Source organism: Pleomorphomonas carboxyditropha (assembly GCF_002770725.1).
Classification (GTDB): domain Bacteria; phylum Pseudomonadota; class Alphaproteobacteria; order Rhizobiales; family Pleomorphomonadaceae; genus Pleomorphomonas; species Pleomorphomonas carboxyditropha.
Map to the genome: position 1 here is coordinate 43,384 of NZ_NQVN01000017.1, position 12,576 is coordinate 55,959.

At 69.6% G+C, this 12,576-nt stretch carries 12 protein-coding genes; 5 read left to right on the plus strand and 7 right to left on the minus strand.

Annotated features, from left to right (window positions below):
• Positions 1 to 156: 156 nt before the first annotated feature.
• The 3 genes from CJ014_RS19860 to CJ014_RS19870 all read left to right on the plus strand — a co-directional run bounded on the left by CJ014_RS19860 (position 157) and on the right by CJ014_RS19870 (position 2,074).
• Complete coding sequence (locus tag CJ014_RS19860; protein ID WP_100082241.1) at positions 157 to 369, plus strand: YdcH family protein; 213 nt, start codon at positions 157 to 159, stop codon at positions 367 to 369.
• A 138-nt stretch (positions 370 to 507) separates the two neighbouring features.
• The gene (gene purE / locus CJ014_RS19865) at positions 508 to 1,002 is read left to right on the plus strand and encodes a 5-(carboxyamino)imidazole ribonucleotide mutase (RefSeq protein WP_100082242.1); all 495 of its coding nucleotides are present in this window, start codon (positions 508 to 510) and stop codon (positions 1,000 to 1,002) included.
• Positions 992 to 2,074 (plus strand): 5-(carboxyamino)imidazole ribonucleotide synthase, encoded by a 1,083-nt coding sequence (locus CJ014_RS19870; protein WP_100082243.1) that lies wholly within the window; start codon positions 992 to 994, stop codon positions 2,072 to 2,074. Before purE ends, CJ014_RS19870 begins: the two co-directional genes overlap by 11 nt.
• 8 nt (positions 2,075 to 2,082) lie before the next feature.
• Here the strand turns inward: CJ014_RS19870 and CJ014_RS19875 are convergent, their stop codons facing one another.
• Entirely contained in the window at positions 2,083 to 2,892 is an 810-nt protein-coding gene (locus tag CJ014_RS19875) for a class II glutamine amidotransferase (protein ID WP_100082244.1), read from the minus strand.
• A 399-nt stretch (positions 2,893 to 3,291) separates the two neighbouring features.
• Between CJ014_RS19875 and rpsU the strand changes: the two genes are divergently transcribed.
• Positions 3,292 to 3,519: a 30S ribosomal protein S21 gene (gene rpsU / locus CJ014_RS19880; protein ID WP_026783967.1), complete on the plus strand. Its 228-nt coding sequence runs from the start codon at positions 3,292 to 3,294 to the stop codon at positions 3,517 to 3,519.
• Positions 3,520 to 3,726: 207 nt separating this feature from the next.
• A complete protein-coding gene (locus CJ014_RS19885; RefSeq protein ID WP_100082245.1) occupies positions 3,727 to 4,569 on the plus strand; it encodes a tetratricopeptide repeat protein in 843 nt (280 codons plus the stop codon).
• A gap of 141 nt (positions 4,570 to 4,710) precedes the next feature.
• Here CJ014_RS19885 and ftsH read toward each other — a convergent pair whose 3' ends face one another.
• From ftsH to CJ014_RS19915, 6 genes are all read right to left on the minus strand, one after another.
• Positions 4,711 to 6,633, minus strand: coding sequence for an ATP-dependent zinc metalloprotease FtsH (ftsH, locus tag CJ014_RS19890; RefSeq protein WP_100082246.1), 1,923 nt, complete (start codon positions 6,631 to 6,633; stop codon positions 4,711 to 4,713).
• A 93-nt stretch (positions 6,634 to 6,726) separates the two neighbouring features.
• Entirely contained in the window at positions 6,727 to 8,046 is a 1,320-nt protein-coding gene (gene tilS, locus CJ014_RS19895; protein WP_100082247.1) for a tRNA lysidine(34) synthetase TilS, read from the minus strand.
• A gap of 1 nt (position 8,047) precedes the next feature.
• Complete coding sequence (gene ybgF / locus CJ014_RS19900) at positions 8,048 to 9,190, minus strand: tol-pal system protein YbgF (protein ID WP_133121887.1); 1,143 nt, start codon at positions 9,188 to 9,190, stop codon at positions 8,048 to 8,050.
• Positions 9,191 to 9,453: 263 nt separating this feature from the next.
• Positions 9,454 to 9,960, minus strand: a complete 507-nt coding sequence (pal, locus tag CJ014_RS19905; RefSeq protein WP_100082249.1) for a peptidoglycan-associated lipoprotein Pal — start codon at positions 9,958 to 9,960, stop codon at positions 9,454 to 9,456.
• 168 nt (positions 9,961 to 10,128) lie between these two features.
• Positions 10,129 to 11,445, minus strand: coding sequence for a Tol-Pal system beta propeller repeat protein TolB (tolB, locus tag CJ014_RS19910; protein WP_100082250.1), 1,317 nt, complete (start codon positions 11,443 to 11,445; stop codon positions 10,129 to 10,131).
• Between the two features lie 86 nt (positions 11,446 to 11,531).
• Complete coding sequence (locus CJ014_RS19915) at positions 11,532 to 12,575, minus strand: hypothetical protein (RefSeq protein WP_100082251.1); 1,044 nt, start codon at positions 12,573 to 12,575, stop codon at positions 11,532 to 11,534.
• Between the last annotated feature and the right edge of the window lies 1 nt (position 12,576).

The window sequence follows — 12,576 nt, forward strand, 5'->3', positions numbered from 1 at the left end:
AAAACGCCGCCGGACACGCAAGGGGCGTGGGCGGCCGGGGGCGCGAAAGACGGGGGCTTTCCCGCCGAAGGCCATGAAAAGGCGGCGCGGATCTGCTAGACTGGCATAAATGCCGGGGCGCGGCCGCCGGTGGGGACGAGGCGAAGGGTTTGCTGGATGACCGGGCAGGAAGAAGGCAACGAACAGGTGCAACTGGAGCTGGCGCGGCTCCGCCAGGAGCACCGGGATCTCGACGCGGCCATCGACGCGATGGTGTCGCTCGGTACCGCCGATTCCATCCAGATCCAGCGCCTCAAGAAGCGCAAGCTGGTGCTGAAGGACCGAATCAAGCAGCTCGAGGACCAGACGGTTCCCGACATCATCGCCTGATCCCGACGGGCATGGGGAATCGGTTGCGGCTGCCGGACGCTCGGCTTTCCGGCACGGGATTGGCGTCTGAGGCTTGCCAGCGCCGGTTATTTCCCCTACCGCCATGGGCACCACGCCGCGAGCCGGGGATTTGCCGAGATGACCGATAAGCCGCCCGTCGCCATCATCATGGGCAGCCAGTCCGACTGGGCGACCATGAAGCACGCCGCCGACACGCTGGACGCGCTGGACGTGCCGCACAAGGCGATGATCGTTTCCGCCCACCGCACGCCCGATCGCATGGTCGCCTTCGCCAAGGGCGCCCGCGCCGACGGCTTCAAGGTGATCATCGCCGGCGCCGGCGGCGCGGCGCACCTGCCGGGCATGGTGGCGGCGCTGACGCCGCTGCCGGTGCTCGGCGTTCCCGTCGAAAGCCACGCCCTCAAGGGGCAGGACAGCCTGCTGTCCATCGTGCAGATGCCGGGGGGCGTGCCGGTGGGCACGCTGGCCATCGGCAAGGCCGGCGCCGTCAACGCGGCGCTGCTCGCCGCCGCCGTTCTGGCGCTGTCGGACGCGGCGCTGGCCGCCCGGCTCGATCATTTCCGCGCCCGCCAGACGGCCGCCGTTGCCGAGGAGCCGGTCGATGGCGCCTGAGATGCTTCCTCCCGGCTCGGTGGTCGGCATGCTCGGCGGCGGCCAGCTCGGCCGCATGATGGCGCTCGCCGCCGCCCGGCTCGGCCTTTCCGTGCACGTCTATTGCCCCGATCCCGACAGCCCGGCCTTCGATGTCGCCAGGGCGCATACCGTCGCCGGCTACGACGACGAGGCGGCGCTCGCCGCCTTCGCCGACCGATGCGACGTCGTTACCTACGAGTTCGAGAACGTGCCGGCCCGCGCCGCCGAGGTGATCGCCCAGCGGACCCTGCTGCGGCCCGGCGCGCTGGCGCTCGCCACCTCGCAGGACCGGCTCGTCGAGAAGACCTTCCTGCGCAAGGCCGGCGCCGAGGTGGCGGCCTTCGCGTCGATCGACCGGGCGGCCGACATCGACGCGGCGATCGCCGTCACCGGCCTGCCGGCCATCGTCAAGACCCGCCGCTTCGGCTACGACGGCAAGGGTCAGCGCAAGGTGGAGAGCCGTGAGGCGCTCGCCGCGGCGGTGACCGAACTCGGCGGCGCCGACCTCATTCTCGAGGCGCTGGTGCCCTTCGAACTGGAAGTGTCGGCCATCGTGGTGCGCGGCGCCGACGGCGCGGCCGCCGTCTACGACATCGGCGAGAATTCGCACGCCGATCACATCCTGAAGCAAACGCGGGTGCCGGCGCGGATCGGCGCCGAGACGGCCGCTGCCGCGGCGGCGCTCGGCCGCCGCATCGCCGATGCGCTCGACTATGTCGGCGTGCTCGGCGTCGAGCTGTTCGTGGTGCGCGACGACCAGGGCGAGCGGCTGGTGGTCAACGAGATGGCGCCGCGCGTCCACAACTCCGGCCACTGGACGGAAGACGGCGCGGTGACCTCGCAGTTCGAGAATCACGTGCGGGTGATCGCCGGCTGGCCGATCGGCTCGGTGGCGACCATCGCGCCGACGGTGATGGAGAACCTGATCGGCGCCGAGGCCGACGCCTGGGCGGCGATCGCCGCCGATCCCAAGGCGCGGCTGCACCTCTACGGCAAGGCCGAAAGCCGCCCCGGCCGCAAGATGGGTCATGTCAATCGGGTGGGCGTCTGAGAAAATCGTCAGGCGACGGCGACGCGGGCGGCGACCCGGCGGTCGAGCTCCACCTCGAAGCCGGCGAGGCTGACGCGGCCGCCCGGCTCCACCGTCAGCACCGTGTTGGGCGCGACGGCGGTCCACTGGTCGTGCGCCGCGTCGATCGGCTCGGACACCACGGTGATGCCGTCGTCGCCGTGCCGCCAGTAGAGGCTGGGCGGCCTGTCGTCGGACGAATAGCGGAAGGCATGCAGGTGCGTGCCGTCGGACAGCGCGGCGGTGAGGCGCAGCGGCTCGTCGACGCCGGCATCGATCATCGCCCGCCGCGTGTCGGCGAGCACGGCGCGCATGGCGGCGATCGGATCGGCGTCGAGGTCGTCGGCGTCGAGCAGCAGGAACAGCACCTCGGAATCGGTGGAGCCGCAGCGCTCGTGGTAGCGGGCGTCGGAAAGGCGCGCCTCGAGGCGGCGGCGGATGCGGTCCCAGCCGCCGACCTGGCCGTTGTGCATGAACATCCAGCGGCCGCTGACGAAGGGGTGGCAGTTGACGCGGGTGGTCGGCGTGCCGGTGGAGGCGCGGACGTGGGCGAAGAACAGCGGTGATGAAATCTGATGCGTCAGGCTCTTCAGATTGTCGTCGTTCCAGGCAGGCATGGCGTCGCGGAACAGGCCGGGCTCCTGCCAGGCGCCATACCAGCCGAGGCCGAAACCGTCGCCGTTGGTGGCGGCGAGGCATTCGGTGGCCGACTGGCTCTGATGGATCAGCGAGTGGCAGGGTTTGGACACCAGGGTATCCAGGAAGATCGGACGACCGGAATAGGCGAGCCAACGGCACATGGTAAGGGCGACCCCGAGGCGGACGCTGCAACAGAAGGCGGGTCAGCGGTCCTGACCCGATATCCACCTTCGCAAATCTCATGCCGACCATCTTGGCGAAAATGCGTTGACCATGATCTGCCGGCCTCACAAGGCGGCCCGGGTGTGGCTTTGGGGTTGCGCCGATGGCGGCCGGCCGGCCGGCGGGCGGATTTTCCGGCCTGTCCCGCCGATCTCTAGTGGACAGGCTGCCGGCGATTTGCTAGAGAACCACCACTCTTGCGGCGCCTTGGCGCGCTGCGGCGGGAATTCGTCATTCCCGCGAGATTGGTTTCATCATGTCGCCTGAGACGCGAAGCCGCGGGTGGGTCCGCCCCGGCCATATGGGTTTCACGGTGACCGACCACGGGAAGAACAGGCGTGCAGGTACTCGTTCGCGACAACAACGTCGACCAGGCTCTCAAGGCGCTGAAGAAGAAGATGCAGCGCGAAGGCATTTTCCGCGAGATGAAGCTGCGCGGTCACTACGAGAAGCCGTCGGAGAAGAAGGCCCGCGAAAAGGCCGAGGCGGTGCGCCGTTCGCGCAAGCTGGCTCGCAAGCGGGCTCAGCGCGAGGGTCTGGTGTCGGTCAAGGGCCGCACTCACTGATATACGGGCTCCGTCGCCCGATGGTGTTTGTCGAAGTCGAGGGACGGTCACGCGAGTCGACCGTCTCTTTTGTTATGTCCGGCCGTCGTGCCCGGTTTTGGCGGCCCGAGGCCATCCGCCGGGCGGTTTGCCGCGCGGACGACAGCGCCGAGCAAGGGTGCCCGCCGGTCCGGCTTTCGTCCGGTCTTGCCTGAAAGGGATGGTTTGATGCGGTTCATTGCGACGTCTTCGGCTCTTCGCGGTCTTACGGGCGCTCTCGCTCTCGGCCTTCTGGCGTCCGCCTGCACGACGTCCGGGCCGTCTCGCGAGCCGAGCTGGGTGGTCGACCCCAATGCCGGTTCGACGGCCAACATTGGCTCGCTGACCGCCGCCATCCAGCGCGATCCCCAGAACCCGGTGAACTACAACGTGCGCGGCTCGGCCTACGGCCAGGCCGGCCAGTTCCAGGCGGCGCTCGCCGACTTCAGCATGGCGATCCAGCTCAATCCCGGCTTCTCGCAGGCCTACAACAACCGCGCCCTGATCTATCGCCAGCTCAACCAGCCGCAGGCGGCGCTCGCCGACTACAATCAGGCGATAACCCTCAACGCCACCTACCAGCCGGCCTATCTCGGCCGCGGCACCCTCTACCGCCAGTCCGGCCAACTGGACCTCGCCATGGCCGATTTCGACCAGGCGGTGACGCTCAATACGTCGGACGCCAAGGCCTATTACAACAGGGCGCTGATCTACCAGACGCGCGGCAACCACATTCGCGCCGTCGCCGACCTCGACGCCGCCATCGCCCTCGACGCCAACGCGTCGGAGCCCTACAACGCGCGCGGTCTCAGCCACCTCCAGCTCGGCAAGAACAAGGACGCGCTGCAGGACTTCGCGGCGGCCGTCAACCGCAACAAGCAGTCGGCCGAATTCTGGACCAACCTCGGCATCGCCCAGATCCGCACCGGCGACGTCCAGCGCGGCCGCGATTCGATCAACCGGGCCCTGGTGCTGAAGCCGGGCTACGGCCCGGCCCGCGAAGCGTTGCAGACGGCGACGGCGCAAGGCTGACGCCTTTCTTCCTTCCGCGGAGATTCTGCTCGGCCGCCGGTTTCGGCGGCCGTGTCGTTTTGGGATCCGGCAAAGAAGAAGGCGCCGGAACGATGCGTTCCGGCGCCTTGCTTATTGCCATCGTTGGTGCCGCGACCCGCTTTATGCCGTCGGCTGCGGCGTGGCGCCGTCGGGCTCCTCGCCCTTGGGGCGGGGCTTGGTGGTCGGCACAGCCGAGCCACGCGGCGGCGTCGTGTCGTCGAAGGCGTCGCGCACCGGCGGCCGGCCGTTCATGATGCCGCGCAGCTCCTCGCCGGTCAGCGTCTCGAACTCCAGGAGCGCCTCGGCGATGGCGACGAACTTGTCGTGGTTCTCGGTGATGATGCGGCGGGCGTTCTGCTCGCCCTCCTCGATGTAGCGCCGCACTTCCTCGTCGATCAGCTTGGCCGTCTCGTCGGCCATGTTGGTCGACTGGCTGACCGAGTGGCCGAGGAACACCTCCTGCTCGTTGGGCCGGTAGCGGACGCGGCCGAGCTTCTCGCTCATGCCCCATTCCATCACCATCGAGCGGGCGAGGCTGGTGGCCATCTGGATGTCGCCGGCGGCGCCGGTGGTGACCTTTTCCGGGCCGAAGGTCTGGATCTCCGCCTCGCGGCCGCCGAACAGCATGGTCAGGCGGGCCACCGCCTTCTCGTAGGTCCAGTTGTAGCGGTCGCTTTCGGGCAGCGTCATCACCATGCCCAGCGCGCGGCCGCGCGGGATGATGGTCGCCTTGTGGATCGGGTCGATGGTCTTGTCGAGCATCAGCGCGATGATGGCGTGGCCGGCCTCGTGATAGGCGGTGTTGCGCTTCTCCTCGGGCGTCATGGCCAGCGACTTGCGCTCGGCGCCCATCATCACCTTGTCCTTGGCGTCCTCGAACTCGGTCATGGTGACGATGCGCTTGTTGCGGCGGGCAGCGAGCAGGGCGGCCTCGTTGACGAGGTTCATCAGGTCGGCGCCCGAGAAGCCGGGCGTGCCGCGGGCCAGCACCTTGAGGTCGACGTCCGGCGCCATCGGCACCTTGCGCACGTGCACCTTCAGGATCTTCTCGCGGCCGTTGACGTCCGGGTTGGGCACGGTGATCTGGCGGTCGAAGCGGCCGGGGCGCAGGAGCGCCGGGTCGAGCACGTCCGGGCGGTTGGTGGCGGCGATGATGATGACGCCCTCGTTCTGCTCGAAGCCGTCCATCTCGACCAGCAACTGGTTCAGCGTCTGCTCGCGTTCGTCGTTGCCGCCGCCGAGGCCGGCGCCGCGATGGCGGCCGACCGCGTCGATCTCGTCGATGAAGATGATGCAGGGGGCGTTCTTCTTGGCCTGCTCGAACATGTCGCGGACGCGCGAGGCGCCGACGCCGACGAACATCTCGACGAAGTCCGAGCCGGAAATGGTGAAGAAGGGCACGTTGGCCTCGCCGGCGACGGCGCGGGCGGTCAGCGTCTTGCCGGTGCCCGGCGGGCCGACCAGCAGCACGCCGCGCGGGATGCGGCCGCCGAGCCGCTGGAACTTCTGCGGGTCGCGCAGGAACTCGACGACTTCCTGCAGGTCCTCCTTGGCCTCGTCGATGCCGGCGACGTCGTCGAAGGTGACGCGGCCGTGCGCCTCGGTCAAAAGCTTGGCCTTGGACTTGCCGAAGCCCATGGCCTTGCCGCCGGCGCCGCCCTGCATCTGCCGCATGAAGAAGATCCACAAGCCGAGCAGAATCAGCATCGGCAGCCAGTTGAGCAGCGTGCCGATCAGCGAGATGCTCTCGGTGGGCGGGCGGGCGACGATGGTGACGCCGGCCTTGGTCAGCTCGCCGATATAATCGGCGTTGTAGGGCGCATAGGTCTGGAAGGTCGAACCGTTCTGCAGGTGGCCGGTGATCGTCTGGTTGACGATGGTCACGTCGCGCACGGCGCCCTGATCGACGTTCTTGAGGAACTCCGAGAAGGCCACGTCATTGCCGGGTTGGCGCGTGTCCGAGCCCTGGAAGAGCTGGAACAGAGCGACCAGCAGCAGCAGAATGATCACCCAGAGTGCGAAATTGCGGAAGTTTGCGTTCATCGTCGACCTTTGAGGCGCATCGCGCGATGCGGAAGGGGCGGGCAAGCGGGGCGGCGCGTCATCCTGGCCCCCATCACCCTAGCCCATGTCGGGTTAAGATAGGTTGTCGGCGCTGCCTTGCCAAGCCACGGGCCGGCAATCCTCGTTTGCAGTGAGCGACTCGGGGGGCGATTGCGCGCCGATCGGGCGAATTACCGTCGTCAGGCCGGCCGGCAGGTCGCCGCCGTCCGCCGCGCCGACCCTGGGGAGGCTGGCGATGGCGGCGGCAGGCATGTCGCCGTCGCGGGTCTCCGGACCGCGCGGGCCGATGATCAGGCGGTGGCCGCCGCCGCCGGCGATCGACACGTTGAACCGGCCATCCCAGACATGATCGCCGTCGGTCTCGACGACCAGCTCGGGAAAGCCGGCCCGCCCGGCCTCGGCATAGAGCCAGAGGCGATCCTGGCGCAGGTGCAGCACGACGCCGGCCATGGTGGCGCGCCGGGGGGCGGCGCCGGCGCGGAAGGCGGCGTGCCAGGTCTCCGGGGCGTCGGCGCGCGGCGGATAATCCGAGGGACGGACGGCGCGGATCAGCCGGACCAGGAGGCGGAGGCCGATCTCGTCGGGCGCGGCGACGAAGATTTCCCGGTCGACCGACCAGACGCCGCCGTGGTCGGTGGCCGCCCGGCGGTGGAGATCGTCGGTGACCGAGCGCAGCGCCGCCTCGGCGCGGGCCATGCGCCGGGCGGTGCCGGCCAGGCGGTCGGCGGTGAGGCCGAGGTCGGCGAGGGCCGGCAGCGTCTTGCGAAAGCGGACGCGGGTGTAGCGGTCGGAAGCGTTGGAGGGGTCGGTGAGATAGGGAACGCCGGCCTCCCCGAGGACGGCGAGAAGGTCGGCCTTGGCGACGTCGAGGAGTGGGCGCAGGAAGCGGACGCCGTCGATCTGCCGCTCGGGCGGCATGCCGGCGAGACCGGCGACGCCGGAGCCGCGCGCCAGGTGCATCAGCAGCGTTTCGGCCTGATCGTCGCGGGTGTGGGCGAGGAGCACGGCGTCGAGCCGGTGCCGGCGGGCCGCCTCGACGAGCAGGCGGTAGCGGGCGGCGCGCGCTTCGGCCTGGATGTCGCTCATCGGCGGCGGGCCGTCGTGATGCCAGACGAGCTTTTCGGCCGGGTGGCCGAGGCGGGCGGCGAGATCCAGGACGGTGTCGGCCTCGCGGGCGGCTTCCGGCCGGAGACCGTGATCGACGGTCAGCACGTAAAGGGCGGGCGCGGCGGGGCTCTGGCGCTTCCAGAGATCGAGCAGAACGAGCAGGGCCGTCGAATCGGGGCCGCCGGAGACGGCGATGCCGACGCGGCCAAGCTCGGCGAGCGGAGAGAACAGACGGTCGCGCAGCTTCGCCGCCGGAAGATCGGGCGAGGCGGGGCGGTCGTTCATGTCAGTCGCAGCCGAGCTTCTGCTTCTGCGTGGTGACGCGCGAGACGAGGCCGGACTGGGCCTTGGGGAATTTCTTGGTCAGCTCGCCATAGGTGGCGCAGGCGGCGCTGGTCTCGCCGAGGCCCTCGAGCGACAGGCCGAGCTTGAACAGGCTGTCGGGTGCCTTCTGGCTGGTCGGATGGTTCTTGTAGGTGGCGAGGTAGGAGGTGGCGGCGTCGCGATACTCATGGCGCGAGAAATAGCTCTCGCCGAGCCAGTATTGGGCGTCGGCGGCGCGCGGGTCGCCGGGGAAGTCGGTGAGGAATTTCTTGAAGCCGGTTTCCGCCGACGCGTAGTCGCCGCTGACGATGGAGGAATAGGCGCGGTCGTAGTCGGCGCCGGGATCGACGGTGGCGGGCGCCACCGAGGCCATCTGCTGCTGCGGCGCGGCCACGCCGCCGACGGGGGGCGGGGCGAGCGCGCCGGCTGCGCCAAGATCCTGGCTGGCGGCGGCCGCGAGGCCGCCGGAGGTGGTGATGGCCGTATCGGTCGGCGCCAGTTCGCCGCGGGCGATCGCCGACAGGTCGAGCGGCCCGCCGACGGCGCTCGCCGAGGGGGCGGCGGCGTCGGCCATGCTGCCGGGCAGCGTGCCGAGCGGGGCGGGCGGCGTGCCGAGCGTCGTGCCGGGCGCCGGCTGGGTGGCGGCCACCGCGCCGGGCGCGTCGATGGCAAAGCCGGCCGGCATCGTGCCGTCCTCGCCGACCGAATCCATCGGCGCGTCGGCGGCGGCCGTGCTGCCGGCGGCCGGAGGCGCCGCCGGCGGCGCGGCTTCCGAGCGCTTCTGGCCCTTGCCGCCTTCCAGTTGCTGCAGGCGGAACTCGTTGTCCTCCTGGGCGCGCTTCAATAGGTTCTGCAACTGCTCGAGCTGGTGCGTCAGCTCGTCGATGCGGCCGTTGAGCGAGCGCATCTGCTGTTCCATGTTGTCCATGCGGACCGCCTGCTGGGCGGCGTCCTGCTGGCCGGGAATGGCGGCCGGCGGCGTCGGGTCGGAGCCGAACAGGCCCGCCGAGGCGGGCGCGGCGGCGAGCAGGCCGGCGCCGAGCGTGGCGATGGCCAGCGCGGCGAAACGGAAACGGCTCGGTGGGCGGAAGAGGCGGCTGGTCATCAGCGCGGGCATCCCAGGCAAATCCAGTGGTTCAATTCCGACATTTGCATCCGCGCGCTGCCATCTTCATGGCAAATCGCGGCGCAACCCGGAGGACGGCGGCGGACGGACTTCCGGACGGCGCGGCGGTCGCCTCGGTCCCTCCGGCGGGAATTAAGCGCCGGACTTCGGCGGTATTGCGGCCGCAACACGAAAATCCCGGCCTCCGTGCAGGATTCCGGGACGATCGTGCCTGGGGTGTGGCGGCGGCGACGGCCGGGAGGTCAGCCGCCGGCGTTCAGCACGGTGACGGCGCGGCGGTTCTGCGCCCAGCAGCTATCCTGATCGCAGAGGGCGACCGGGCGCTCCTTGCCGTAGGAGATGGTGCGGATGCGGGTGCTGGCGACGCCGCGGGCCACCAGGAAGTCCTGCGCCGCCTTGGCGCGGCGGGCGCCGAGGGCGAGGTTGTATTCGCGCGTGCCGCGCTCGTCGGCGTGGCCTTCGACGGTGACCGTGTAGCGCGGATAGAGCGCCAGCCACTGGGCCTGGCGGCCGAGCGTGGTCTGGGCCTCGGTGTTGAGCGAGGTCGAGTCGGTGTCGAAGAACACGCGGTCGCCGACGTTGACCACGAAGTCCTGGGCGCTGCCCGGCGTGGCGGCGCCGGCGCCACCGGCTCCGCCGGCAAGCTGACCGTCGAGCTCGCTGGGGCTCTTGGCGCAGGCCGCGGCGAGGAGGGCAAGGCCGAGAGCAAGCGCTGCGCGGCGGCTGAAAATTCTGGTCGTTGTCGTCATGATACCGGTAATCCTCGAATACGTGCTGACCGGATGTTTCGAGAGTCTTGGTAAACGGCTTTGGTTAAGCTCACGTTCAAAGACATGGTTAACGAAGCATGAAATCTCGGGTTCCCGGCCTTTTGATGGTAAACGCGCGCCGAACTCGCGTCCGGCGCGGCGATTTCGTCACTTGAGCAACGGCGACCAGGCGGGGTCGGAGGCGAAGTTCGGCGTCGGCACGCGCTGCTCGTTGCGGCCGGTCAGGTCGACCGACCAGAGCTGCGGGCCGCCGTTCGGGCCGCCCGAGTCGCGGAAGAACATGATGACGCGGCCGTTGGGCGCCCAGGTCGGGCCTTCGTTGTGGAAGCCCTCGGTGAGAATGCGCTCGCCCGAGCCGTCCGGCTTCATGACGCCGATGGCAAAGCCGCTGCCGGACTGGCGGGTGAAGGCGATCAGGTCGCCGCGCGGGCTCCACACCGGCGTGCCGTAGCGGCCGTTGCCGAAGGAAATGCGGTTGGCATTGCCGCCGCCGGCGCTCATCACGTAGAGCTGCTGGTTGCCGCCGCGGTCGCTCTCGAAGACGATGCGCGAGCCGTCGGGCGAATAGGAGGGCGAGGTGTCGATCGCCGCCGTGTTGGTCAGCCGCGCCGGGGCGCCGCCGATCGGCATGGCGTAGATGTTGGCGTTGCCGTCCTGCTCGAGGCTCATCACCACCGAATTGCCGTCCGGCGAGAAGCGCGGCGAGAAGGTCATGTTGGGGAAGTTGCCGACCAGCGTGCGCTGGCCGCTCTCGATGTTGAGCAGGTAGACGCGCGGCTCGCTGGTGCCGAAGGACATGTAGGTGACCTGCTGGGAGGTCGGCGAGAAGCGCGGCGTCAGCACGAGGTCGCGGCCGTTGGTGAGGAAGCGGACGTTGGCGCCGTCCTGATCCATCAGGGCGAGGCGCTTGACGCGGTTGCCCTTGGGGCCGCTCTCGTCGACGAAGACGATGCGGGTGTCGAAATAGCCCTTCTCGCCGGTCAGCCGCTCGTAGATGGCGTCGGCGATGATGTGAGCGATGCGGCGCCAGTTCTCCGGCGTGGTGAAATACTGCTGGCCGGCGAGCTGGGTGCCGCCGAACACGTCCCACAGGCGGAAGTCGGCCTGCAGCCGGCCGTCGGCGGCGCGGACGATGCCGCCGGACACCAGCGCCTGGGCGTTGATCGCCCGCCAGTTTTGGAAGTTGGGCACGGCGTTGGGATCGGTGATGCGGTCGACGAAGGAGGCCTGGTCGAGCACCTGGAACAGGCCGGAGCGCTGCAGATCGCCGGCGATGACGCCGGCCATCTGCTGGCCGACGGCGGCGGTGTCGGCGCCGCCGACGAAGTTCGGGATGGCGATCGGCAGCGGCTGGATGTTGCCGCCGTTGATGTTGATGGTGATTTCGGCGCTCGACGGCGCCGCCGCGGCGAGGGCGGCGAGGGCCGTCAGCGCGGCAAACAGAGTTCGGACCAGTTTTCGCATCCTGAGGTGCTCCCAAACGGATGTTCCGGACGTGCTCCGATCGAGCGATGCGGCGCGGTCCGGCTCGATTTTCTTGGCTCGCCTCGTCAATAGGACGGCGGCGGGGTGAAATTCATGTTCACGACCTGCCAGTTGTCGAACTTGTCCTTCGGCAGGAACGGGTAAGGCGCGCAGCGCTGGACGGCGCGCACGGCCGCCTCGGCCACCGCCTGGCCGGCGGGGCCGGCGGGAACCGACTTGATCTCGGGCGGCGCGGCGAGGTCGCCATCGATGGTGAAGGTCACGCGCAGCGGCACGACCATTTGGTCGACGCCCTCGGCGCCGACCGGCGGATTGAAGCAGGCGGTGACCGCGGCGGTCAGCGCGTCGAGCTCGCTCTGGCTCATCTCGGCCACCGGGCCGGTGCGGTTCTCCGAGCCGAGCGAGGCCTCCCTGTCGGATTCGCGGCCGCCGCCGCCGGATGGGTCGACCTTGTTGAGCAGCGCCGCCATCTCGTTGGGGTCGAAGTTCTCGCTCTTGGAGTCCTTCTGCGTCTGCCTGGGCTTTTCCTTTACCGGCTTGGCGTCGGCCTTGTCCGGCTGGTCGGCCGCGTCCTCGGTCGGCTTCGGGGCCGGCGGCTTCGGCTTGACCGGCGGCAGCTTGGGCGGCACCGGCGCCGGCTTGTCGACTTCCTTGATCTTCTCGGCGATCTCGCCGGTATCGGCCTTGGGCGCCTCCTCGAGCGCCGCCATCTTGGGCTCGTCCGGCTTTTCGGCCGGCGGCGGCGTTTCGGCCGGCTTGGGCGGCGCGGCCTTGGGCGGCGGCGGTGGCGGCGCGTCGGCCGTCTTGGCGGCGGCGGTGTCGGTCGCCTTCTCGGTGATCGGCGTCGACTGGTCGTTCCTGGCGGCGCCGGCCCGCTGCGAATCGGGCCGCGGCGTCGGCGTCTTCACCTTGGCCTGCGAGGCATTGTCGGATTTCGGCGCGGTCTTGCTGCCTTCGGCGATCTTCGACACGTCGGAGATCGGCACGAGGTCGACCGGCAGCGCGTCCACCGGCGTGGCGTCGAACGGCTTCGCGCCGGAAAAGGATGCGAATCCCCAGGCGAACAGCAGGACGTGACCGATGACGGATGTCGTAAGACCTATGCGCATG

Excerpts from the sequence above, each read along its gene's own strand:
- CJ014_RS19860 (WP_100082241.1), top strand. The coding sequence starts at position 157 with ATGACCGGGCAGGAAGAAGGCAACGAACAGGTGCAACTGGAGCTGGCG.
- CJ014_RS19915 (WP_100082251.1), bottom strand. The coding sequence starts at position 12,575 with ATGCGCATAGGTCTTACGACATCCGTCATCGGTCACGTCCTGCTGTTC.
- purE (WP_100082242.1), top strand. The coding sequence starts at position 508 with ATGACCGATAAGCCGCCCGTCGCCATCATCATGGGCAGCCAGTCCGAC.
- ybgF (WP_133121887.1), bottom strand. The coding sequence starts at position 9,190 with ATGACCAGCCGCCTCTTCCGCCCACCGAGCCGTTTCCGTTTCGCCGCG.
- CJ014_RS19870 (WP_100082243.1), top strand. The coding sequence starts at position 992 with ATGGCGCCTGAGATGCTTCCTCCCGGCTCGGTGGTCGGCATGCTCGGC.
- tilS (WP_100082247.1), bottom strand. The coding sequence starts at position 8,046 with ATGAACGACCGCCCCGCCTCGCCCGATCTTCCGGCGGCGAAGCTGCGC.
- CJ014_RS19885 (WP_100082245.1), top strand. The coding sequence starts at position 3,727 with ATGCGGTTCATTGCGACGTCTTCGGCTCTTCGCGGTCTTACGGGCGCT.
- pal (WP_100082249.1), bottom strand. The coding sequence starts at position 9,960 with ATGACGACAACGACCAGAATTTTCAGCCGCCGCGCAGCGCTTGCTCTC.
- tolB (WP_100082250.1), bottom strand. The coding sequence starts at position 11,445 with ATGCGAAAACTGGTCCGAACTCTGTTTGCCGCGCTGACGGCCCTCGCC.
- CJ014_RS19875 (WP_100082244.1), bottom strand. The coding sequence starts at position 2,892 with ATGTGCCGTTGGCTCGCCTATTCCGGTCGTCCGATCTTCCTGGATACC.
- ftsH (WP_100082246.1), bottom strand. The coding sequence starts at position 6,633 with ATGAACGCAAACTTCCGCAATTTCGCACTCTGGGTGATCATTCTGCTG.